The sequence below is a fragment of the Pseudomonas sp. SDO524_S393 genome, assembly GCF_054071875.1.
On the sequence record NZ_JBSVVZ010000048.1, the window covers coordinates 12,978 to 35,039 of the forward strand.

Consider the following 22,062-nt stretch of genomic DNA (forward strand, 5'->3'; position numbering starts at 1 on the left):
TGATTCCCGATGTCCGCTCCTACCCGCCTTTTTGCCCCGACTCCACCCGCACGTCTCGTGACTTTCGTTCTGCGCTGACCCGACCCGGTTCGCCATTCCCTAGCCGCGCTACGCCTGGAGTACTCCTATGCTGACTTTCCTTGGCTTTGCCATGGTCATTACGTTCATGTTCCTGATCATGACCAAGCGCCTGTCCGCGCTGATCGCCCTGATCATCGTGCCGATCCTGTTCGCGCTGTTCGGTGGTTTCGCGCCGAAGATCGGCCCGATGATGCTCGAAGGCATCACCAAGCTCGCGCCGACCGGCGTGATGCTGATGTTCGCCATCCTCTACTTTGCCCTGATGATCGACTCCGGCCTGTTCGACCCGGCCGTGCGCAAGATCCTCAAACTGGTGAAGGGCGACCCCCTGAAAGTATCCGTTGGTACCGCCGTGCTGGCCCTGGTCGTGTCCCTCGACGGTGACGGCGCCACCACCTACATGATCTGCGTGGCCGCCATGCTGCCGCTGTACCAGCGCATCGGCATGAGCCCGCGGATCATGGCCGGCTTGATCATCCTCGCCGGTGGCGTCATGAACATGACCCCCTGGGGCGGCCCGACCGCCCGTGCCGCCAGTGCGCTGCATGTCGACCCCTCGGATATTTTCGTACCGATGATTCCGGCGATGCTGGCGGGTGTGATCGCGATCCTGGTGATCGCCTATATGTACGGCAAACGCGAACGGGCACGCCTGGGTGAACTGCACCTGCAGGGCGATGAAATCGACCACAGCGAAATCAGCGTGTCGCAGTACCCGGACGCCCGCCGTCCGAAGCTGATCTGGTTCAACGGCGCCCTGACTTTCGCCCTGATGTGCACGCTGATCGCCGGCCTGCTGCCGCTGCCTGTACTGTTCATGGTGGCATTCAGTATCGCGATGATCGTCAACTACCCGTGCCTGCAACAGCAAAAAGACCGCGTCGCCGCCCACGCCGGCAGCGTACTCGCCGTGGTCGGGCTGATCTTCGCCGCCGGTATCTTCACTGGCATTCTGTCGGGCACCGGCATGGTCGACGCCATGTCCAAGAGCCTGCTGGCCGTGATCCCGCAAGCCATGGGTCCTTACCTCGCAGTGATCACTGCGCTGGTGAGCATGCCGTTCACCTTCTTCATGTCCAACGATGCCTTCTACTACGGCGTATTGCCGGTACTGGCCGAAGCCGCCAGCCACTATGGCATCACCGCCGTGGAAATGGCCCGTGCCTCCATCGTTGGCCAGCCCGTGCACTTGCTCAGCCCGTTGGTCCCTTCGACTTACCTGCTGGTCGCCCTGGCGGGGATCGAATTTGGCGATCACCAGCGCTTTACCCTGAAGTGGGCAGTGCTGGTGTGCCTGTGCATAATGTTCGCCGCTTTGCTGATGGGGATTTTTCCGCTGTTCAGCACTCTATAATCCTACCGACTCACCGCGCGGCGCTGCAGCTGGCGCGGTTTAACACTTGCTCAAAGGAATACACATGGAATGGCTGACCAATCCGGAAATCTGGATTGCCTTCTTCACCCTGACGGCCCTCGAGATCGTCCTGGGCATCGATAACATCATCATGATTTCGATCCTGGTCAGCCGCATGCCCAAGCATATGCAGGCCCGCACCCGGATCTTCGGCCTGGCGCTGGCCATGGTCACGCGAATCCTGCTGTTGTTGTCGATCACTTGGGTCATGCAACTCACCGCCGACCTGTTCGTGGTCTTCGGCCAGGGCATTTCCGGTCGCGACCTGATCCTGTTCTTCGGTGGCTTGTTCCTGCTGTGGAAAAGCTCCCAGGAGATGTACCACGCCCTGGAAGGCGAAGATGAAACCCACGACGAACCGAAAGGCGCCGGCGGCAAGTTCATCTACACCATCGTGCAGATCGCGATCATCGACATCGTGTTCTCCCTGGACTCGGTCATCACAGCTGTCGGCATGGTCTCCCATGTGCCGGTCATGGTTGCCGCAATCATCGTCGCCGTGCTGGTGATGATGCTGGCCGCGGGTACCATCAGCGCGTTCATCGACAAGCACCCGTCGCTGAAAATGCTGGCCCTGTCGTTCCTGCTGGTAGTGGGTACCGTGCTGATCGCCGAATCCTTCGACGTGCACGTACCAAAAGGCTACGTCTACTTCGCCATGGCGTTCTCGCTGGCGGTGGAAGCGGTGAACATCAAGATGCGCACCGCCATCGCGAAAAAGAAGAAACAACAGGACCCGGTGAAACTGCGCAAGGACATTCCGGGTCAATAACCCGAACGCCGCGTGATCATTCCCGCGCTCTGCGTGGGAATGCCTCGTGGGACGCTCTGCGTCCCGCAGGTTTCATGACAGTTTTGTTTCAATCCCCACTTCAGCTATGCGATGCTGGCGCAGAGCCCATTCGCCAACTACAGCTTAAGTACAAGACGTAGAGCGGCACGCGGCAAATTTCCTTCGCCCTGATTGGGGCGCACCCACACGGGGGGCCGAGCATGCTGACCTTGCTCAATCTGCTTTCCGCCGTGACCCTGTTGATCTGGGGCACGCACATCGTCCGTACCGGCATCTTGCGGGTCTACGGCTCCAACTTGCGTCAAGTCATCGGGCAAAACATGTCCAGGCGCTGGCTGGCATTTGTCGCCGGCATCCTGGTGACCGCCATGGTGCAAAGCAGCAACGCCACCGCAATGCTGGTCACGTCTTTTGTCGGCCAGGGCCTGATGGGCCTCACCCCCGCATTGGCCACCATGCTCGGCGCCGATGTCGGTACCGCACTGATGGCGCGGGTACTGACATTTGACCTGTCCTGGCTGTCGCCGCTGCTGATCTTTCTCGGGGTGATCTTCTTCCTGTCGCGCAAGCAGACGCGGGCAGGGCAGATGGGACGTGTCGGCATCGGCCTCGGGCTGATCATCCTCGCCCTGCAACTGATCGTCGAAGCGGCCGGGCCGATTACCCATGCCCAGGGCGTGAAGGTGCTGTTCGCGTCACTGACCGGCGACATCCTGCTCGACGCCCTGGTCGGTGCCCTGTTCGCGATGATTTCCTACTCCAGCCTGGCCGCCGTCCTGCTGACCGCCACCCTGGCCGGTGCCGGTGTAATCGGCTTGCACGTCGCCATCGGCCTGGTGATCGGCGCCAATATCGGCAGCGGTGTGCTGGCCTTTCTCAGCACCAGCATGCAAAACGCCGCCGGTCGTCAGGTGGCCCTGGGCAGCCTGTTGTACAAACTGATCGGCCTGCTGCTGATCATCCCGGTCCTTGATCCGCTCGTACGCTGGATGGATGGCCTGGACTACAGCGCCCAAGGCATGGTCATCACCTTCCACCTGCTCTACAACGTCAGTCGTTGCCTGATCCTGCTGCCCACAATCAGCCCGATGGCACGCTTGTGTGCCTGGCTGCTGCCCGAGCGCGAAGAGAGCAACGGCAAGGCCAAGCCGCGCCACCTCGACCTGGCCGCCCTGACCACGCCCAGCCTGGCGTTGGCCAACGCGGCGCGGGAAACCCTGCGCCTGGGCGACCTGATCGACAATATGCTCGGCGCCATGCAGGAGGTGTTGCGCGGCAAACAAACCGCCATCACCCAGGAAATGCGCAGCCTCAGCGATGACGTCGAATCGCTGTACAGCGCGATCAAACTCTACCTGGCGCAAATGCCCCGGGAGGACCTCAGCGAGCAAGACAGCCGGCGCTGGGCGGAAATCATCGAGCTGTCGATCAACCTCAAGCTGGCCGGCGACCTGATCGAGCGCATGCTGCGCAAAGTCCAACAGCAGAAAACCTCGCAACGCCGGCAGTTCTCGGAAGTCGGCCTGGAAGAACTCACCGGCCTGCACAGCCAGTTGATCGCCAACCTGCGCCTGGGCCTGTCGGTGTTCCTCAGCGCCGACCCGGAAAGCGCACGCCAGTTACTGCGTGAGAAACGCCGCTTCCGCGCCCAGGAGCGCCGCCTGGCCCATGCCCACGTCAGCCGCCTGCAACGCAAAATCGTGCAGAGCCTGGAAACCAGCTCGCTGCACCTGGAACTGATTGCCGACATGAAGCGCCTCAATTCACTGTTTTGCAGCAGCGCCTATGTAGTGTTGGAAACGTCCGACACCGGCGCACTCTCCGCCGAAGATATTGCCGACATCACACATTCGCCCTGAACGGATGATGGCCCGTGAAGTCAGTTAACACTGACCTCACTCGCCAGGAAGCTTGTTATGCGTCGCCTGTTACTTGCCTGCCTGCTCGTGGGTTCTGCCCACACCTTTGCCTTTGACCGCCTGCAAGTCGAGGGTTACGCCCTGCCCAATGGCCTGCAATTGCTGCTCAAACCGGGCACCGAGCGCGGGCATGTGGCCATCCGCCTGGTGGTCGGCGTGGGCCTGGATGACTTCCGTTGCGAGGACAAGGAACTGCCGCACCTGCTGGAACATTTGCTGTTCAGCGGCATCGATGGCGGCGGCGAGGGCGATCTGGAAGACCGCATGCAAGCCCTGGGCGGCGAGTGGAACGCCTACACCAGCAATGCCGACACCACCTTCGTGATCGAGGCGCCTGCGCAAAACCAGCGCAAAGTGCTCGACCTGCTGCTGGCAATCCTGACCCGTACCGAACTGACCGATGCAAATATCAAGGCCGCCAAACAGGTGGTCGAACGTGAGGACGGCGGTCACTACTCACACCTGCAACGCCTGCTGGATCGCCAGGACCTGGGCCACAACGCCAGCAACCAGCTCGCAGTCGAACTGGGCCTCAAATGCGCCGAGCGCGCCGAGGTCGATCACTTGACCCGCGACCAGTTGGAGAGCCTGCGCAAAAACTGGTACGCGCCCAACAACATGACCCTGATCATCGTCGGCGACCTCGACAAGCTGCTGCCGGCCTACCTGGAACGTACCTACGGCCAGCTCGAACCGGTAGAGCCCAGCGAACACCTGCCACTCCCTGAAATCCAGCACGCCGCCGCCGACCGCCGCGAACTGATCCATGGCTGGCTCGGTGACGGCGCCAAGCTGCACTGGCTGTTCCCCGAGCCGGTACTGGACGATCAGCACGATGAAACCTATGACTTGCTCAAGGACTATTTCGACTGGGCGCTGTACCGCCAACTGCGCCTCAAGCACGCGTTGTCCTACGGTCCCTGGAGCGAACGGGAAGTACTCGGTGGCGTCGGCTTCCTCAGCCTGAACGCCGATCTCGAGCGCGAAAACCTCCCCGAAGCCGAACAGGTGCTGCGCGATCTCAAGGCCGACTTGCTCAAGAACGGCCTCGATCCAACGGTCTTCGCCCGCCTGCAACAAGCCGCCATCGCCCGCCAGGCCTGGGCCGTGCAAGGCAACAGCGCCCTGGCCGATTACTACTGGAGCGCATCCGGCGACTACAACAACGGCCACTTCAGTGACCCGGTCAAACGCATCAAGGCGGTGAGCCTGAAGCAAACCAACCAGGCTTTGCGCCAAGTACTCAACCAACCGGGCTACTGGCGCATCGAAAAGCCGCTGCTCAGCTATGACACGCTGACCTGGATCGGTGCCGCCATGCTCGGGCTGATCACCGTTGTGCTGATCGGCGTGCGGTCTTATCGCAAACGAGTTGCGCAATGAGGCACCGAACGACGGGCTAAGGCGTTATTCTGTCGGGGATTTTTCCTACCCAGACTGTGAACCGCCGAATGCCGAACCTGACCCGCCATATCCAGCGCATCCTTGAACTGATGAAGCGCTACCCAGGGGTGATTGCGCTCGGCGGTTTTATCTCGGGCGTGTGCAGTTTCATCCTGGTGGACCGCCAGCAGGGCATGGCCAGCTGGATCGCGGTGATCATGCTGGTGAGCTGGCTGTGGCTGATGCTGGAAAACAGCTTTACCCAGCTGTTCACCAAAGTCTTCAAGCGCGAAATTCCCGAACCCTTGCTGCGCTACGCGACCCAGATGATCCACCAGGAAAGTCTGTTCTTCGTGCTGCCATTCTTTTTCGTCACCACCGCCTGGAATAGCGGGCAATCGGTGTTCACCGGCTTGCTCGGCGCGGCGGCGCTGGTGTCGATCACTGACCCGCTGTATTACAAATGGCTGGCGCCCAAGCGCTCGCTGTTTCTCGCGCTGCACACCCTGACCCTGTTCGCCGCGCTGCTCACTGCGCTGCCGATCATCCTGCACCTGACCACCGCCGAGAGTTACAAACTGGCCCTCGGCGTCGCCATGGCCTTGTCGATCCCGAGCCTGGCAGTGAGCCTGCCGCTGCGCAGCCTCAAAGGCTGGGCGATGCTGCTGGGCGTCACCGCGGCGATCGGCTGCGCCGGCTGGTTCCTGCGCAGCTGGGTGCCGCCGGCCACCCTGTGGATGACCGAAGTGGCTATCAGCACCCAACTGCAGGACCGCACGCCCGGCGATGACCTCAAGGAAGTCAACGCCGCCCAGTTGCGCAGCGGCGGACTCTACGCCTACACCGCCATCAACGCCCCGCGCGGGCTGGATGAGCGGATCTACCATGTGTGGAAATTCAACGGCAAAGAGGTCGACCGCATTGCCCTGGATATCCACGGCGGACGCAAGGAAGGCTATCGCGCCTGGACCCACAAGCAGAACTTCCCGACGGATGCCGTGGGCCGCTGGCAAGTGCGGGTGCTGACCGAGGACGGACAGGTGATCGGGGTATTGCGATTCAACGTGACGGACACAGCACAAACGGACAACCCAAAGTAGGCCGGATCGTGCTATTACGTAGGAATTGTGGATAGCAGACACGCTCGGAGCTTATGACCAACAGTACGATGGCCGGCGCAGCCCACCTCGATACGTCCTCCGTTCCTCCGTTACTCAGGATTACGGGGGACTGGACACTTGCCCACTACACCCACCTGAAGAAGCTGTCGGACACCCTCGACGGCCAGTACGATGCCGGTGCCCGCATTGACCTCAATGGCCTCGGTGCCCTGGACACCGCCGGGGCGTCACTGCTGGTGGAGCTGCTGGGCCCGACCCGCATCGAACAGTCCGCCGAGCATAACGATTGCAGCTTGTCCGCCGCCGACCGCGCACTGCTCAAGACCGTCTACCGCTCCCTGAATGATTTCTGCGTGCCGGACAAGGCACCGGAAGAAGCCACTGGCATCCAGGTGCTGGCGCGGATCGGCCGGGCAGTGGACACCGTGTGGCAAGACAGCAAGAAACTGCTGGGCTTCGTCGGCCTGATCCTCGAGACCTTCGCCCGCAGCATTCTCAGGCCCCGGCGCTGGCGCGTCACACCGATGGTCGCCCATATCGAACAGACCGGTCTCGACGCCGCGCCCATTGTGGCCTTGCTGACCTTTCTGGTCGGCGCGGTGGTGGCCTTTCTCGGCGCTACCGTGCTCGAAAGTTTTGGCGCCACGATCTTTACCGTCGACCTGGTCGCGTTCTCGTTCCTGCGCGAGTTCGGCGTACTGCTCACCGCCATCCTGATGGCCGGCCGGACCGCCAGTGCCTTTACCGCACAGATCGGCTCGATGAAAGCCAACGAAGAAATCGACGCCATCCGCACCCTGGGCCTGGACCCGATGGAGCTGCTGGTGCTGCCCCGCGTACTGGCGCTGCTGGTGGCGCTGCCGATGCTGACCTTTCTGGCGATGCTCTCGGGCATCATCGGCGGCGGCGTGGTGTGCGCCGTGGCCCTGGATATTTCGCCGGCGATGTTCCTCTCGGTGCTGCATTCGGACATTGGCGTGCAGCACTTTGTGGTGGGCATGATCAAGGCGCCGATCTTCGCGTTCCTGATCGCGGCCATCGGTTGCCTGGAAGGTTTCAAGGTCAGCGGTAGTGCCGAGTCGGTCGGCGCCCACACCACCTCCAGTGTGGTGCAATCGATCTTTGTGGTGATCGTGCTGGACGCGGTGGCTGCACTGTTTTTCATGGAGATGGGCTGGTGAGTCGGCTACACCGGGCGCCCAGCGAGGCGGTGATTGAAGTGCGCGGCCTGTGCAATCGCTTCGGCAGCCAGAGCGTGCACGAAAACCTCGACCTGGACTTGTACAAAGGCGAGATCCTGGCAGTGGTCGGCGGCTCCGGCAGCGGCAAGTCGGTGCTGCTGCGCAGCATCGTCGGCCTGCGCCGCCCCAGCGAAGGGGAAGTGCGGGTATTCGGCAAGAACCTGCCAAGCCTGCCAGAACATGAACGCTCCCTGGTCGAACGGCGCTTTGGTGTGCTGTTCCAGAAGGGCGCGCTGTTCTCTTCGCTGACGGTGACCGAAAACGTCGCACTGCCGTTGATCGAACACGCCGGTCTCAGCCGCCGCGACGCCGAGCATCTGGCGGCGGTCAAACTGGCCTTGGCCGGACTGCCGTTGTCCGCCGCCGACAAATACCCGGCGTCGCTCTCCGGCGGCATGATCAAGCGTGCCGCACTGGCCCGCGCGCTGGCGCTGGACCCGGACATTTTGTTCCTCGACGAACCCACCGCCGGGCTCGACCCGATCGGCGCGGCGCAATTCGACCAGTTGATCCTGACCCTGCGCGACGCGCTGGGCCTGAGTGTGTTTCTGGTCACCCATGACCTGGACACGCTGTACACCATCACCGACCGCGTGGCGGTGCTGGCACAGAAGAAGGTATTGGTGGCCGACGCCATCGATGTCGTCTCGGAAACGGACGATGCCTGGATTCACGAGTATTTCCACGGCCCCCGAGGCCGCGCGGCACTGGATGCCGCCCAATCGCTCAACGAGGTATGACATGGAAACCCGAGCCCATCATGTGATGATCGGTTTGTGCAGTGTGATCGTGGTGGTCGGCGCGATGCTGTTTGGCCTGTGGCTGGCCAAATCCAGCGTCGACACGGCCTTCCAGGACTACGAAGTGATCTTCAACGAAGCCGTCAGCGGCCTGTCCCAGGGCAGTTCCGTGCAGTACAGCGGCATCAAGGTGGGCGACGTCACCAGCCTGCGCCTGGACCCTAAAGACCCGCGCCGCGTCCTGGCCCGCATCCGCCTGGCCGGCCAGACGCCGATCAAGGAAGACACCCAGGCCAAGCTCGCACTCACCGGCATCACCGGTACCTCGATCATCCAGCTCAGTGGCGGCACACCGCAAAGCCCCGAACTCAAGGGCAAGGACGGCGAATTGCCGCAGATCATCGCCTCGCCGTCGCCTATCGCGCGCCTGCTCAATAACAGCAACGACCTGATGACCAGCGTCAACCTGCTGCTGCACAACGCCAATCACATGTTCTCCCGGGAGAACGTCGAGCGCCTGAGCAACACCCTGGACAATCTGCAACAAACCACCGGCGCCATTGCCGACCAGCGCGGCGATATCAAGGTGGTGATGCAACAACTGGTACAGGTGAGCAAACAAGCCAGCGCAGCGCTGGAACAGACCACCGTGTTGATGCGCAACGCCAATGGCTTGCTCAACGAGCAAGGCAAACAAGCCTTCGGCAGCGCGGAGCAAGCCATGAAATCCCTGGAGCAAAGCACCGCCACCATCAACACCTTGCTGAGCAACAACAAGGACTCGGTGAACAGCGGCATGCAGGGCCTCAATGAACTGGCGCCGGCGGTGCGCGAACTGCGCGAAACCCTCGCGTCGCTGCGCGCCATTTCCCGCCGCCTGGAAGCCAACCCCAGCGGTTACCTGCTGGGCAGCGACAAGAACAAGGAGTTCACGCCATGAAGCGTGCTTATCAAGTGATCGTCCCCGTGGCGCTGGCCCTGATCAGCGCGTGCTCAATCCTGCCCAAAGCCGACCCTTCCAACGTGTATCGCCTGGCCAGCGCACAGACGTCCAGCCAGGGCACCCCAGTCAGTTGGTCACTGCGTGTGAACAAGCCGCAAACCAGCGAGTTTCTCGACAGCCCGCGCATCGCCGTGGTGCCCAATGGCGATCTGATCAGCAGCTATGCACAGTCGCGCTGGAGCGATCCCGCGCCCGTGCTGCTGCGCAACCGCTTCATGGATGGTTTCCAGCGCGATGGCCGAGTGACGCTGCTGAGTACCGACGAGACCAATCTGCAGGCCGACTATGAGCTGGGCGGGCAATTGCAGGCGTTCCAGAGTGAATACCACGGCAGCGCGGTGGAGGTAGTGATTCGACTGGATGCGCGGTTGGTGCGTGGGAGTGATCAGCGGATCATTGCCAGTCGGCGGTTTGAGGTGAGGCAGCCGGTGGCAGATACCCAAGTGCCGGAGGTGGTGGCCACGTTTGGGCGGGCGGGGGATCAGTTGAACAAGCAGGTGGTGGATTGGGTGGTGCAGCAAGGCAATAGTGCTGCGAAACGCTGAGGGCCTCTTCGCGGGCAAGCCCGTTCCCACATTTTTGATTTGTAAACCAGTCAAATGTGGGAGCCGGCTTGCCTGCGATATCAATTCAAGCCTTAACCAAAGAACCAGTAGCACACCGCAATAGCTGCCACCACACCGGCAAACTCCGCCAGCAACGCACACCCCACCGCATGCCGGGCGCGCTGGATGCCTACCGAGCCGAAGTACACCGCCAACACATAAAAGGTGGTTTCCGTGCTGCCCTGGATCGTCGCCGCCGCCAGTGCCGGGAAGCTGTCCACACCCTGGGTCTGCATGGTTTCGATCAGCAGCGCCCGCGCGGCACTGCCGGAAAACGGCTTGACCATCGCCGTCGGCAAGGCGTCGACGAAGCGCGTGTCCAGGCCGGTCCACGCCACCAGATGGCGAATGCCTTCCAGGCCGAAGTCCAGTGCGCCGGACGCACGCAGCACGCCGACGGCACACAGCATCGCCACCAGGTAAGGCAGCAGGTTCTTGGCCACGTCGAAGCCTTCTTTGGCGCCTTCGACAAACGCCTCGTACACCTTCACCTTGCGTAACGCGCCGATTACCAGGAACAGCATGATCAGACCGAACAGCGTGAGGTTGCCGAGGATCGACGACAAACCCGCCAGCGCCGTGGCAGACAGCGTCGCCAGCAACGCCATGAAACCGCCCAGCACCAGCGCCCCCGGAATCAGGTAGGCCAGCACCACCGGATCCCACAGGCGCAGGCGCTGCATGATCGCCACCGAAAACAGGCCGACCAGGGTCGAGGCGCTGGTGGCCAGCAGAATCGGCAGAAACACCAGCGTCGGGTCCGGCGCGCCTTGCTGCGCGCGGTACATGAAGATAGTCACCGGCAGCAGCGTCAGCGAGGACGCATTGAGCACCAGGAACAGAATCTGCGCATTGCTCGCGGTGTTGGGGATGGGGTTGAGTTCTTGCAGCGCCTTCATCGCTTTCAAGCCGATGGGCGTCGCGGCATTATCCAGGCCCAGTCCATTGGCGGCAAAGTTGAGGGTGATCAAGCCGATGGCGGGGTGGCCGGCAGGCACTTCCGGCATCAGGCGGCGGAACAGCGGGCCAAGGGCCTTGGCCAGCCAATCGACGATTCCGGCTTTTTCGGCAATGCGCAAGAAGCCCAGCCACAAGGTCAGGGTGCCGAACAACAGCACCATCACTTCCACCGACAATTTGGCCATGGCAAAAATGCTTTCGACCATCGCCGCGAAAATACCGGCGTTACCGCCGACCAGCCATTGCGCCAGTGCCGACACCGCTGCCACGACAAAGAAGCCAAGCCACAGGCCATTGAGCATCAGTTGAATCCCCCGAATGATGGGGCGAATGATAGCGGGGCTGGCAGAAACGACAAACCCCGGATTTTCCGGGGTTTGTTCAGCATCACACGCGTATCAGCCGCGGCTGATCTCGCCGACCGGCAAGGCTTCCTTGCTGCGCCAGTGCGGCAGGGAGTTCCAGTAGCGCTGGCCCTTGGCCTCGTCGTACATGCCTTCCCAACGGGCGATGACCAGCACGGCCAGAGCGTTGCCGATCACGTTCAGAGCGGTGCGCGCCATGTCCATCACACGGTCGACGCCGGCAATGAACGCCAGGCCTTCCAGCGGAATGCCAACACTGCCCAGGGTGGCCAGCAGCACCACGAAAGACACACCCGGCACACCGGCGATGCCTTTGGAGGTAACCATCAGGGTCAGCACCAGCATCAGTTGCTGGCCGATCGACAGGTCGATGCCGTACAGCTGGGCGATAAAGATCGCAGCGATACTCTGGTAGAGCGTCGAACCATCGAGGTTGAACGAGTAACCGGTCGGGACCACGAAGCTGCAGATGGCCTTGGGCGCGCCGTAGGCTTCCATCTTCTCGATCACACGTGGCAACACGGTTTCGGAGCTGGCGGTGGAGTAGGCCAGCACCAGCTCATCCTTGAAGATGCGCATCAGCTTGATCACCGAGAAGCCGAACAGGCGTGCGATCAGACCCAGTACCACAAAGGCGAAGAACAGAATGGCCACGTAAACCAGGATCACCAGCTTGGCCAGCGGCAGCAGGGAGGCAAAGCCGAAGCTGGCGACGGTCACGGCGATCAGCGCAAACACGCCGATCGGGGCGTACTTCATGATCATGTGGGTGACTTTGAACATGCTCTCGGACACGCCCTGGAACATATTCACCAGCGGCTCGCGCAGCTCGGGTTTGAGGCTCGACAGGCCCAGACCGAACAACACCGAGAAGAAGATGATCGGCAGCATTTCGCCACGGGCCACGGCGGCGAAGATGTTCGACGGGATCAGGTTGAGGATGGTCTGGATGAACGCATGCTCATGCTGCACTTCCGCCGCAGTGGCGGTGTACTTGGAAATATCGACGGTACCCAGGGTACTCATGTCGATGCCGGCACCCGGGTGGAACAGGTTTGCCAGCAACAAACCGACCACGATGGCGATGGTGGTGACGATTTCGAAGTAAAGGATGGTTTTGACACCGATACGCCCAAGCTTTTTCGCGTCACCGACACCGGCAATGCCGACGATCAGCGAGGAAATCACAATCGGGATCACGATCATCTTGATCAGGCGGATAAAGATATCGCCCGCCGGCTGCAACACATTGCTGATCCACCAGGCCTTTTCAGCACTGAAATGGTTGAGCACTGCGCCGATTGCGATCCCCAGCACCAGGCCGATGAGGATCTGCCAGGCGAGGCTTAGCTTTGCCTTCTTCATGTCATTACCCTTACTTCAAGTGGACTTAAGGCAGATGCGCCATCTGGAACGCCCGGGAGCGAAAAAATGTGTGCATCGGCCTCCGTAGAAGGTCACCGCCGCATGGCCGAAATGGCTTACCGGCAGGCGAAAAAAGGCGCAACTATTCCGATGCAAGGGATCGACGTCTAATGCCGTAAACGCCTACCCCATGCATAATCGGCATGAGTTTTTTTGGAAATATCTGTCCAAACGGTCAGTACAAATGTGACTTTTTTGCCGGCAAATATGCCGTGAACCGGCCAAAACCGGCTCGCGCAGAGATTCAGGACGTCTCGGGACCGTTGGCGGAAATGTCTGGAAATTCAGGTGTGCCACGTCAGAAATGTCCTATGACGCAGGCAAAACTTTATCGATAGATGGTCGCCGCGAAACACCAGGCAACGGTTCGCGACAGGCAAAATTGGAATTCTCGGCTATGCGATGCATGAGCGCGAAAATGACAGACACAAGCCCGTCGCAAGTTCAGCAAGCCTCGGACTTGTGAACTTGCGTCGCAGCTTTTCGCCTGACCCGGCCCTTGCGCAGGCACTCCCTGTACCCGTAGGTCACGCCGATCCCATTCGATCAGAACAACCCGGCCCCCTGGTCATGCACCGCCCTTGGCGAGCGGCGCAGACAGAAAGAAGCGTGAGGCTTCTTTCTATGGACGCAGGCTCCGTGGCCGACTAAAGCGTCGGACGGAACCTAGTACCAATTCGGGTCTTTCTTCAGCTGCTCCATCAGCAGCTTTTGCATGCCTTCATCCGGCTTACCGATGTATCGGTAATCGGCGTGCCGCGTGGGGGATTTGTCCGCCGGCAGGCCAGCAGGAACCTCCACCAACATGGCGTAGGCGTCTTTCTTGTCGAAGCTGAAGGCCACGATCAAGCGCTTGTTCAGACAACTGTCTGCGGTTTCGCAGAGTGGCCCGACCAAGTACTTATCGCCATCTTCTTCAACGGCGTTCATTTGCTCCGCCGCACCCGACAGGTTCATTACCCACTCGGGCAGGCGCTCTTCTTTCTTCACCACGCCTTGCCAGGTTTCGCGGTACTGCGGGTCCGCAGTGAGCAATTCGTTGGCCCGGGCCTGGCCGTCGTTGGCGGCCATTGCCCAGCCACTGCCGCCCAGAAGCAGGACGGCAGCCATGGCCTTGAGGGACAGAGTGGTCATAATCAGCCTCGGCCGCGACGACCAAAGAAGAACGAAGCGATGAACATCACCAGGAAGACGACAAACAGGATCTTGGCGATACCCGTGGCGGTGCCCGCGATACCACCGAAGCCCAGGACAGCAGCCACAATGGCGATGATCAGAAATGTGATTGCCCAACTCAACATGGTGATTCTCCTTACGCTTTCATAGAGGTAACAGCGGTAGTGCCAGACGGACGCTCAACACAAACGGTCGTCTTTCTTGCTTAGAACACCCAGCGTTCCTCAGTAGGGAGCGCGTTCAGGGTGGAATCTTGCCCAGCCACTCTCAACTGTGGCGCCGTCACATCTGCAACTGCGCTGCCAACGGAATGGCTCTCAATAGGACGGAAGTGGGTCTGGGTCATGGCCGGGCGCGAGAATTGCGGGATTTGCTGCTGACTCTGCTGCCAATGCTGGATTTGTTGGCTGGCAATCAAAGTGACCATCAGGGCCAGGCTGGCGAACAGGCCTTGCTGCAAGCGCAGGGGCGATACGTACAACTGGCTGAGGGCTTGGCGAGTCATGCTGCATTTCTCCCGCATTCTGATTATTCGTTGGGAGAGGTATTGCAGAGCGCATGCCAGGTTTTTTACAAAATAAAACCTAACAAAATCAAAGAGTTAAATATTATCGATCGTCCATACGCCTAGCATCCTGCACGATGACCCGCCCAGGGCCGTGCGAAATGCACGATCACCAGCGGTCGGCTCGATGGATCGAAAGGGAGTGGAACGCTGCCGAAGTGGCAAGACGGCATGAAAAGGCCATCAGCCGGGGCTTTGCGGGCAGTCACGCAGAATAGATGCACAGCCAGGCCGTTTATCGATCAGAATAAACCATGCAACTTGCCCGATTATTCCGGGACTAACCAAGATCACTCAATATTAAGGAGCGCGGGACAGATGGAATCAGCCAAGGAGCTTCAAGGCCGCATTCTTTTAGTGGATGACGAATCCGCGATCCTTCGCACTTTCCGCTACTGCCTGGAAGATGAAGGCTATACCGTAGCCACCGCCAACAGTGCCGCCCAGGCCGATGCGCTGATGCAACGCCAAGTGTTCGACCTATGCTTCCTGGATCTTCGTCTGGGCGAAGACAATGGCCTGGACGTACTGGCCCAGATGCGGATTCAAGCCCCGTGGATGCGCGTGGTGATCGTCACGGCCCATTCGGCGGTCGATACGGCGGTCGATGCCATTCAGGCGGGTGCCGCCGACTACCTCGTCAAACCCTGCAGCCCTGATCAACTGCGCCTGGCCACCGCCAAGCAGTTGGAGGTGCGTCAGCTCTCCGCGCGACTGGAAGCGCTGGAAGGCGAAGTCCGTCAATCCAAGGACGGTCTCGACTCCCACAGCCCATCGATGATGGTGGTGCTGGAAACCGCGCGCCAAGTGGCGGGTACGGACGCGAATATCCTGATCCTGGGTGAGTCAGGCACCGGTAAGGGCGAGTTGGCCAGGGCCATCCACGGTTGGAGCAAGCGCTCGAAAAAATCTTGCGTGACCATCAACTGCCCGTCGCTTACGGCGGAACTGATGGAAAGCGAGCTGTTCGGCCACAGCCGCGGCGCATTTACCGGCGCCAGCGAGAGCACCCTGGGCCGGGTGAACCAGGCGGATGGAGGAACGCTGTTTCTCGATGAGATCGGCGATTTTCCCCTCACATTGCAACCAAAATTGCTGCGATTCATCCAGGACAAGGAATACGAGCGGGTGGGCGACCCGGTCACCCGACGTGCCGATGTGCGTATCCTCGCCGCCACCAACCTGAACCTCGAAGACATGGTGCGCGAAGGGCGCTTTCGCGAAGACTTGCTCTATCGCCTCAACGTCATCACCTTGCACCTGCCACCCCTTCGCGAGCGCAGCGAAGACATCCTGACCCTGGCCGACCGCTTCCTGGCGCGCTTCGTCAAGGAATACGCGCGACCGGCCCGTGGCTTCAGCGATGAGGCACGGGAGGCACTGCTCAATTACCGCTGGCCGGGCAATATCCGCGAGTTGCGCAACGTGGTCGAGCGCGCCAGCATTATCTGTGCGCAGGAGAAGGTCGAAATCAGCCACCTCGGGATGGCCGAACAGCCGACCAACAATGCCCCTCGCATCGGTGCGGCGCTGAGTCTGGATGAGCTTGAGAAGGCGCACATCGGCGCAGTACTGGCAACCAGCGACACTCTGGACCAGGCGGCACGCACCTTGGGCATCGATGCATCGACGCTGTACCGCAAACGCAAACAGTACAACCTGTGAGCGACACCCTATGAAACTTGCGATGAAACTGCGCACTCGGTTGTTCCTGAGTATTTCAGCGTTGATTACCGTCGCCCTGCTGGGATTGATCCTGGGGCTGGTCAGCGTCATGCAAATGGCCAAGAGCCAGGAATCGCTGATTCGCAGTAACTTCATCACCCTGGACCTGGGACTCAAACTGCGCCAGAGCCTGGGCGACCAGTTGATCATGATGCTGGAGAAACGCCCTGACCCCGAAGCACTGCAAAACTCCAAGCAGCGCTACTTCGACCTGCTTGACCAAGGCATCGCCCACGAGCAGCGAGACGGCAAAAGCACTGGCTTCAGCCAGGCCCGCGTCGACTATCAGAACCTGTTGAGCGCATTCGATGAGTCCCAGCAAGCCTCGCCGCCCTCCGGCAGCAAGGAGAAACTCACCGAAACCTTCAATGTTCTGCGCAATGGCCTGATCGCCGAGCACAAACAGGCGCTGGCGAACATCAGTAGCAGCGAACACAAGTCCCGCGAGCGGGCTCTGTTGATCGCCGGCCTGTTAGGGCTGGTGGGGCTTGCGGTTTTGATCATCGGCTTTGTCACGGCCCATGGTATTGCGCGACGTTTCGGCGGGCCGATCGAAGCACTGGCCAAGGCCGCAGACCGGATCGGGCAGGGCGATTTTGAGGTGACGCTACCGATTTCCTCGGCCGCCGAGATGAACCAGCTGACTCGTCGCTTCGGCATCATGGCCGAAGCGCTGCGCCAGCATCAGGCAACCAACGTAGACGAACTGCTGGCCGGCCAGCAGCGTTTGCAAGCCGTGCTCGACAGCATTGACGACGGCCTGTTGATGATCGACCGCCAAGGCCGCCTGGAACACCTCAACCCCGTGGCACAGCGCCAGCTGGGCTGGGACGAGGAACGACTCGGCCAAGGACTAGGCGAAGCATTGGTGCGCCCGGAGCTCGACGAGCAACTGCAATTGGTACTGCGAGGCGGCAACCTGGAACGGGCGCCAGAAGACCTGGAAGTGGAAGTCGACGGCGAGCTGCGCCTGCTGACCTATAGCCTGACGCCGGTGAGCCACACTCAGGGGCATATCCTCGGCGCCGTGATGGTGCTGCATGATGTGACCGAGCAACGCGCCTTCGAACGCGTACGCAGTGAATTCGTCTTGCGCGCGTCCCATGAACTACGCACCCCGGTAACCGGCATGCACATGGCCTTCGGCCTGTTTCGTGAGCGCGCGAAGTTTCCGACAGAGTCCCGCGAAGCAGACCTGCTGGATACGGTAAACGAAGAAATGCAGCGCCTGATGCAGTTGATCAATGACTTGCTCAACTTTTCGCGCTACCAGAACGGCCTGCAAAAGCTGACCCTGGGACCCTGTGATGTCACTGACCTGCTCGAACATGCCCAAGCGCGCTTTGCCGAACCGGCCAACGCGCAACACATCGAACTGCTGGTAGAGGTGCAACCCGACTTGCCCCATTTGTATGCCGACCAGGCACAGCTGGAGCGCGTACTCGACAACCTGCTGGGCAATGCACTGCGACACACGGCTGAAGGCGGACAGATTCATCTGCAAGCACGACGCCATGGCGAACGAGTAATCATCAGCGTCGAAGACAACGGCGAGGGCATTGCCTACGGGCAGCAAGGGCGGATCTTCGAACCCTTCGTTCAGGTTGGCCGCAAGAAAGGCGGCGCAGGCCTGGGCCTGGCACTGTGCAAGGAAATCGTGCAACTGCACGGCGGCCGCATGGGGGTGTATTCACGGCCGGGGCAGGGTACGCAGTTCTATATGGCGCTACCGCTCTAGCGACGGTTCAACGCTCGCAGGATAGCGGCACTTTCAGCATCCGGCGTGCCATCGAACAGTGACGGGCGGAAGTGCATCTGGAACGCCGCAATCACGTGGCGCGTGGCGACATCCAACTCACCGGTTTGCGGTGTCGGGTAGCCCAATTGGGCCAGCTCTTCCTGGAACCAGGTGATGCTGGGCATTTCGGCAGCGTATTCAACCTGAAAACGCGCCACGGCCTGGGCGTCCGGCCAGACCCCCAACCCTTCTGCAGCGAGGCGCTTCCACGGGAACAGCGGGCCAGGGTCCAGTTTGCGCAGCGGCGCAATGTCGCTGTGACCGATGATGTTTTTTGGGTCGATCCCGTTGCGCTTGCTGATGTCCTTGATCAACACCACCAGGGACTTCACCTGCGCCTCGGAGTAGGGGTACCACACCCGGCCAGTGGGTGTGTCTTTGTAGCCGGGGTTCACGATTTCGATGCCGATAGAGCTGGAATTGAGCCAGGTGCGCCCCATCCACTCGCTTTCCCCCGCGTGCCAGGCGCGCTGACTTTCATCCACCAGCTTGTAGATGGTGCCGGAGGCGTCATCGCCGATCAGATAATGGCTGCTGACCTGCCCGTGGGTGAGGAGTGCCAGGGAGCGTTCCAGGTTGGTTGAGGTGTAGTGAACGACGATGAACTGCACGCGGTTATCGTGGTTGACCGAAGGGTGGCTGGTGTCCATGCGCGGGCCGCTGGCGCAGCCGGCGAGCAGGAGAAAGACAAAGGCGTAGAACAAGGATTTCATGGCGGAAGGCATTACACTGAAGACGATAATGCAACAGTGTAACGTACGGCTTGCAGCCCGGCGGTCAAATCCGGGCTTTATATACAAAATGGAACAACTTTCAGGCCGCCTTCACCTGATTGCGCCCCGAGGCCTTGGCTCGGTAAAGCGCATCATCGGCACGCTTGAGCGCCAGCTCGCTGCGCTCGCCCGGCTCGAACTGTGCCACCCCCATGGAGACCGTGATGGTCACCGGCTCGCCCTTGAAATGGAACGGGCACGCCTCGATCGCGGCACGCAGGACCTCACCTACGGCCAAGGCATCCGCCAGGGTCGAGTGGGGCATCAGCAGCACGAATTCCTCACCGCCAAAGCGCGCAATGAAGTCGGTGGAGCGCAGGCGTTTGCGCAGCACGTTGGCGATGATCTTCAGCACCTTGTCACCGGCCAGATGGCCATACCCGTCGTTGATGCGCTTGAAGTGATCCAGGTCCAGCATGGCCAGCGACAGGCTGTTGCCATGCTGGTGCCAGGCGTTGACCTCGTAATCCAGGCGCTCGCTCCAGGCGGCACGGTTGGGCAGGCCGGTAAGAGGGTCGATCAGAGCTTTCTGGCGTTGCACTTCCAGGTGTTCGCGATACCCTTGGGCCTCCTGCTCCATATTGGCCACCCGCTCCGCAAGCCCCTTTAGACGTGCCGCCACTTCGTGTTCGCGTTGGTCCCGCTGGCGCTGGTGTTCGTCCATGGTACCGAGCAGTCCCTCGAGATGGCTCTCCAGCACCTGCTTGAGGCTATCCAGGTCGGCGGCGTCCTGTACGCTGCTCTGCAACCCGTCGACCTGTTCACGAATCTGCGTATCCAGCTCGCGCGCGGCGGAGCTACTGTCGGCATGCCCCTCGCTGGCGACCTGCAAATGCCCCTGGAACGCCTCGAGCCGCTCATTGAGCTGCTTGAGGTAAGCCTCGAACTCATGCTGGCCGCTGTCGGTGATCGCCAGCATCAGCACCGCCAGATCATCGAGGATCGGCAGCAGTTCGTACCAATTCAAGCCGTGGGCAAGACGTTCGCGCATGGCCTCGGCCTGGGGTCGGTGGCGCTCGGGTAGGGACAGGTCTTCCAGCAGGCCCAACAGGGTGTCTTCGATGTGCTTGGCCACGGAGCTGTAGGAAGGCTCCGGCGTGTCGGGCAGGGCATAGCCGCTATCCGATTGCAGCTCATCGGGGTCGGGCTCTTCTTTTTCCTGCACAGGTGGGAGGGAAAGACTGCCGATCACCGTTTCGTCCGGTGTATCGACCTGCACAGGCGGGCTTTCGATAAAGGCCGCGAGCGCACTTTCGGGTGCCACAACCTCCACCGGTTGCTCGATCACAGGCTCCACAGGTGGCGCCGGCAAGGCAACAGGTGCCGCTTGCACTGGCGCCTCGAAGACCGGCGCGTCAATAACAACCTCGACAGCCTTGCTCACTGCAACCGGTTCCGGCTGCGGATTGACCTCAACCTGAGGCAACGGTGCAAAGGCGCGCAAGGCTTGTTTCAGCTCTTCGGAGGACTCCGGCTCCACGGGCTCGGAAACCGGCTTGGGCGTAGTCGGTGGCGTAACCTGAGGCAATACGGGCTCGCTTGCCTGGGGTTCGTTCGCGACGTCACGGGCACCAAACAAGCGTTGCAGCAGACCCGGCGCAGCACGTGACGCCTCGCCCTCCGGCTCCAGATTGTTCAGTGCCTGCCCTTGCAAGCCACTCAACTCACTGAGCAGCAGCGGAATTTCCCGGGCCTGTCCGACACGGCTGTCCAACTGCTTGGCAAAGGTCTTCAACGGGCGGGCCACCTCGCGGGGCAGCGGCAGCTTTTGCAGTTGTGCGACCAACGAGGTCAACGCCGTGCTGATCTGATCAACCCGGGTTTCGCGACGCTGCTCCGAGTCGAGCACGGCTTTTTCCAAGCGCGGCAACAAGGCGGCAAGGGCGGCGTCCATATCGTCCGTTCGGACAACGTCGCGCATTTCCTTCATGCATTGGTCGACCGCGCGGTCGGTGCCTTCAGCCGCCAGCGTGCTGCGCACCAGACCACGACGCAACAGGTCGAGGCGCGCAGCCCAGCGTCGCTCGAGTTTTTCTTGCTGCTCGATGCTTTTTAGGTATTTCTCTTTCCAGCGCTGGGCGTCGTCGCTCATGCAAGGGGTCCGCGAGGGCCTGGGCTCAGCGCGGGCAATGCATCAACCGTGAGCGAACCCGGCAGACGAATCTCTACCGCGACCGGCAGGTGATCGGAGATGGGCTGCGCCAGCACTTGCACATTTTCGAGTGTCAGGGTCGGGCTGAGCAGGATATGGTCAAGACAGCGTTGCGGGCGCCAACTGGGGAAGGTTGCTTCGGCTTGCGGTGCCAACAGCCCAAGGTCACGCAACGGAGAATTCTGCAACAGGTCGTTGGCATGGGTGTTCATGTCACCCATCAACACCTGGTGTTTGTAACTGCCAATCAGCTCGCGGATATAGCCCAATTGCAGGGTGCGGGTACGTGCACCCAGCGCCAGGTGCATCATCACCACCACCAAAGCTTCCGGGCCTTCACCGAAGCGTACGAGGATCGCGCCACGGCCCTTGGGGCCCGGCAATGGGTGATCTTCAATGGCCGTCGGCTTCAGGCGACTGAGCACGCCGTTGCTGTGCTGAGCCAGGCGCCCAAGGTTGCGATTGAGCTGTTGATACCAGTAGGGGAATGCGCCGAGCTGGGCCAGGTGTTCGACCTGATTGACATAGCCGGAGCGCAAACTGCCGCCGTCGGCTTCCTGCAAGGCAACCAGATCGAAGTCGTTGAGCAGGTCGCCGATCTTTTGCAGATTACCGGCACGCCCATGATGAGGAAGCAGATGCTGCCAACCACGGGTAAGATAGTGCCGGTATTTTTCGGTGCTGATACCCACCTGGATATTGAAGCTGAGAAGACGCAGCCGACTGTCTGCCGGCAGGCCCGTGGACTCCAGGTGATGCTCATTGACCTGCGGGTCATGCAGGCCAACGACACGTTCGGTACCTCGGCGGCGCATGAAGCCCC

General features: G+C 61.0%; 19 protein-coding genes. 11 read left to right on the forward strand and 8 right to left on the reverse strand.

What is annotated here, in order from left to right; all coding sequences use genetic code 11:
* Positions 1-127: 127 nt before the first annotated feature.
* From ACW9IB_RS19960 to ACW9IB_RS20000, 9 genes are all read left to right on the forward strand, one after another.
* Positions 128-1,435 carry a CitMHS family transporter gene (locus ACW9IB_RS19960; protein WP_457367353.1) on the forward strand — a complete coding sequence of 436 codons (1,308 nt, stop codon included), beginning with the start codon at positions 128-130 and terminating at the stop codon, positions 1,433-1,435.
* 64 nt (positions 1,436-1,499) lie between these two features.
* Positions 1,500-2,267: a TerC family protein gene (locus ACW9IB_RS19965; RefSeq protein WP_457367354.1), complete on the forward strand. Its 768-nt coding sequence runs from the start codon at positions 1,500-1,502 to the stop codon at positions 2,265-2,267.
* A gap of 221 nt (positions 2,268-2,488) precedes the next feature.
* The gene (locus ACW9IB_RS19970; protein ID WP_457415098.1) at positions 2,489-4,147 is read left to right on the forward strand and encodes a Na/Pi cotransporter family protein; all 1,659 of its coding nucleotides are present in this window, start codon (positions 2,489-2,491) and stop codon (positions 4,145-4,147) included.
* Positions 4,148-4,204: 57 nt separating this feature from the next.
* The gene (locus ACW9IB_RS19975) at positions 4,205-5,590 is read left to right on the forward strand and encodes a M16 family metallopeptidase (RefSeq protein ID WP_457415100.1); all 1,386 of its coding nucleotides are present in this window, start codon (positions 4,205-4,207) and stop codon (positions 5,588-5,590) included.
* Positions 5,591-5,658: 68 nt separating this feature from the next.
* The gene (locus tag ACW9IB_RS19980; RefSeq protein WP_457415102.1) at positions 5,659-6,690 is read left to right on the forward strand and encodes a DUF5924 family protein; all 1,032 of its coding nucleotides are present in this window, start codon (positions 5,659-5,661) and stop codon (positions 6,688-6,690) included.
* Between the two features lie 53 nt (positions 6,691-6,743).
* The gene (locus ACW9IB_RS19985) at positions 6,744-7,892 is read left to right on the forward strand and encodes an MlaE family ABC transporter permease (protein WP_457367358.1); all 1,149 of its coding nucleotides are present in this window, start codon (positions 6,744-6,746) and stop codon (positions 7,890-7,892) included.
* Positions 7,889-8,692, forward strand: coding sequence for an ABC transporter ATP-binding protein (locus tag ACW9IB_RS19990; RefSeq protein ID WP_071490959.1), 804 nt, complete (start codon positions 7,889-7,891; stop codon positions 8,690-8,692). Before ACW9IB_RS19985 ends, ACW9IB_RS19990 begins: the two co-directional genes overlap by 4 nt.
* A gap of 1 nt (position 8,693) precedes the next feature.
* Positions 8,694-9,632, forward strand: coding sequence for an MlaD family protein (locus tag ACW9IB_RS19995; protein ID WP_457367359.1), 939 nt, complete (start codon positions 8,694-8,696; stop codon positions 9,630-9,632).
* Positions 9,629-10,240 (forward strand): ABC-type transport auxiliary lipoprotein family protein, encoded by a 612-nt coding sequence (locus ACW9IB_RS20000; RefSeq protein WP_457415104.1) that lies wholly within the window; start codon positions 9,629-9,631, stop codon positions 10,238-10,240. Before ACW9IB_RS19995 ends, ACW9IB_RS20000 begins: the two co-directional genes overlap by 4 nt.
* Before the next feature lie 92 nt (positions 10,241-10,332).
* Here the strand turns inward: ACW9IB_RS20000 and ACW9IB_RS20005 are convergent, their stop codons facing one another.
* The 5 genes from ACW9IB_RS20005 to ACW9IB_RS20025 form a co-directional block, all read right to left on the reverse strand.
* A complete protein-coding gene (locus tag ACW9IB_RS20005) occupies positions 10,333-11,562 on the reverse strand; it encodes a nucleoside recognition domain-containing protein (protein ID WP_457367361.1) in 1,230 nt (409 codons plus the stop codon).
* Between the two features lie 96 nt (positions 11,563-11,658).
* A complete protein-coding gene (gene gltP, locus ACW9IB_RS20010; RefSeq protein WP_457415105.1) occupies positions 11,659-12,990 on the reverse strand; it encodes a glutamate/aspartate:proton symporter GltP in 1,332 nt (443 codons plus the stop codon).
* A gap of 726 nt (positions 12,991-13,716) precedes the next feature.
* Positions 13,717-14,184, reverse strand: a complete 468-nt coding sequence (locus ACW9IB_RS20015) for an inhibitor of vertebrate lysozyme family protein (protein ID WP_457367363.1) — start codon at positions 14,182-14,184, stop codon at positions 13,717-13,719.
* 2 nt (positions 14,185-14,186) lie between these two features.
* Complete coding sequence (locus tag ACW9IB_RS20020; RefSeq protein ID WP_003170804.1) at positions 14,187-14,351, reverse strand: DUF1328 domain-containing protein; 165 nt, start codon at positions 14,349-14,351, stop codon at positions 14,187-14,189.
* Positions 14,352-14,431: 80 nt separating this feature from the next.
* Positions 14,432-14,731: a hypothetical protein gene (locus ACW9IB_RS20025; RefSeq protein ID WP_457415107.1), complete on the reverse strand. Its 300-nt coding sequence runs from the start codon at positions 14,729-14,731 to the stop codon at positions 14,432-14,434.
* A 378-nt stretch (positions 14,732-15,109) separates the two neighbouring features.
* On the opposite strand from ACW9IB_RS20025, the gene algB reads away from it, so the two are divergent.
* Entirely contained in the window at positions 15,110-16,456 is a 1,347-nt protein-coding gene (gene algB, locus ACW9IB_RS20030; protein WP_457367365.1) for a sigma-54-dependent response regulator transcription factor AlgB, read from the forward strand.
* Between the two features lie 10 nt (positions 16,457-16,466).
* Positions 16,467-18,254, forward strand: a complete 1,788-nt coding sequence (locus tag ACW9IB_RS20035; protein WP_457415109.1) for a KinB sensor domain-containing domain — start codon at positions 16,467-16,469, stop codon at positions 18,252-18,254.
* On the opposite strand, the gene ACW9IB_RS20040 is transcribed toward ACW9IB_RS20035, so the two are convergent.
* From ACW9IB_RS20040 to ACW9IB_RS20050, 3 genes are all read right to left on the reverse strand, one after another.
* A complete protein-coding gene (locus tag ACW9IB_RS20040; protein ID WP_457415111.1) occupies positions 18,251-19,027 on the reverse strand; it encodes an N-acetylmuramoyl-L-alanine amidase in 777 nt (258 codons plus the stop codon). The genes ACW9IB_RS20035 and ACW9IB_RS20040 overlap by 4 nt on opposite strands.
* Before the next feature lie 100 nt (positions 19,028-19,127).
* Positions 19,128-21,179 carry a diguanylate cyclase gene (locus ACW9IB_RS20045; RefSeq protein ID WP_457415113.1) on the reverse strand — a complete coding sequence of 684 codons (2,052 nt, stop codon included), beginning with the start codon at positions 21,177-21,179 and terminating at the stop codon, positions 19,128-19,130.
* Positions 21,176-22,054 (reverse strand): endonuclease/exonuclease/phosphatase family protein, encoded by an 879-nt coding sequence (locus tag ACW9IB_RS20050; protein WP_457367369.1) that lies wholly within the window; start codon positions 22,052-22,054, stop codon positions 21,176-21,178. The genes ACW9IB_RS20045 and ACW9IB_RS20050 overlap by 4 nt, the downstream gene beginning before the upstream one ends.
* Between the last annotated feature and the right edge of the window lie 8 nt (positions 22,055-22,062).

Bases quoted from the DNA above. Each gene is read 5' to 3' on its own strand.
- ACW9IB_RS19960 (WP_457367353.1), top strand. From the start codon at position 128: ATGCTGACTTTCCTTGGCTTTGCCATGGTCATTACGTTCATGTTCCTG.
- ACW9IB_RS19965 (WP_457367354.1), top strand. From the start codon at position 1,500: ATGGAATGGCTGACCAATCCGGAAATCTGGATTGCCTTCTTCACCCTG.
- ACW9IB_RS19970 (WP_457415098.1), top strand. From the start codon at position 2,489: ATGCTGACCTTGCTCAATCTGCTTTCCGCCGTGACCCTGTTGATCTGG.
- ACW9IB_RS19975 (WP_457415100.1), top strand. From the start codon at position 4,205: ATGCGTCGCCTGTTACTTGCCTGCCTGCTCGTGGGTTCTGCCCACACC.
- ACW9IB_RS19980 (WP_457415102.1), top strand. From the start codon at position 5,659: ATGCCGAACCTGACCCGCCATATCCAGCGCATCCTTGAACTGATGAAG.
- ACW9IB_RS19985 (WP_457367358.1), top strand. From the start codon at position 6,744: ATGACCAACAGTACGATGGCCGGCGCAGCCCACCTCGATACGTCCTCC.
- ACW9IB_RS19995 (WP_457367359.1), top strand. From the start codon at position 8,694: ATGGAAACCCGAGCCCATCATGTGATGATCGGTTTGTGCAGTGTGATC.
- ACW9IB_RS20000 (WP_457415104.1), top strand. From the start codon at position 9,629: ATGAAGCGTGCTTATCAAGTGATCGTCCCCGTGGCGCTGGCCCTGATC.
- ACW9IB_RS20005 (WP_457367361.1), bottom strand. From the start codon at position 11,562: ATGCTCAATGGCCTGTGGCTTGGCTTCTTTGTCGTGGCAGCGGTGTCG.
- gltP (WP_457415105.1), bottom strand. From the start codon at position 12,990: ATGAAGAAGGCAAAGCTAAGCCTCGCCTGGCAGATCCTCATCGGCCTG.
- ACW9IB_RS20015 (WP_457367363.1), bottom strand. From the start codon at position 14,184: ATGACCACTCTGTCCCTCAAGGCCATGGCTGCCGTCCTGCTTCTGGGC.
- ACW9IB_RS20020 (WP_003170804.1), bottom strand. From the start codon at position 14,351: ATGTTGAGTTGGGCAATCACATTTCTGATCATCGCCATTGTGGCTGCT.
- ACW9IB_RS20025 (WP_457415107.1), bottom strand. From the start codon at position 14,731: ATGACTCGCCAAGCCCTCAGCCAGTTGTACGTATCGCCCCTGCGCTTG.
- algB (WP_457367365.1), top strand. From the start codon at position 15,110: ATGGAATCAGCCAAGGAGCTTCAAGGCCGCATTCTTTTAGTGGATGAC.
- ACW9IB_RS20035 (WP_457415109.1), top strand. From the start codon at position 16,467: ATGAAACTTGCGATGAAACTGCGCACTCGGTTGTTCCTGAGTATTTCA.
- ACW9IB_RS20040 (WP_457415111.1), bottom strand. From the start codon at position 19,027: ATGAAATCCTTGTTCTACGCCTTTGTCTTTCTCCTGCTCGCCGGCTGC.
- ACW9IB_RS20045 (WP_457415113.1), bottom strand. From the start codon at position 21,179: ATGAGCGACGACGCCCAGCGCTGGAAAGAGAAATACCTAAAAAGCATC.
- ACW9IB_RS20050 (WP_457367369.1), bottom strand. From the start codon at position 22,054: ATGCGCCGCCGAGGTACCGAACGTGTCGTTGGCCTGCATGACCCGCAG.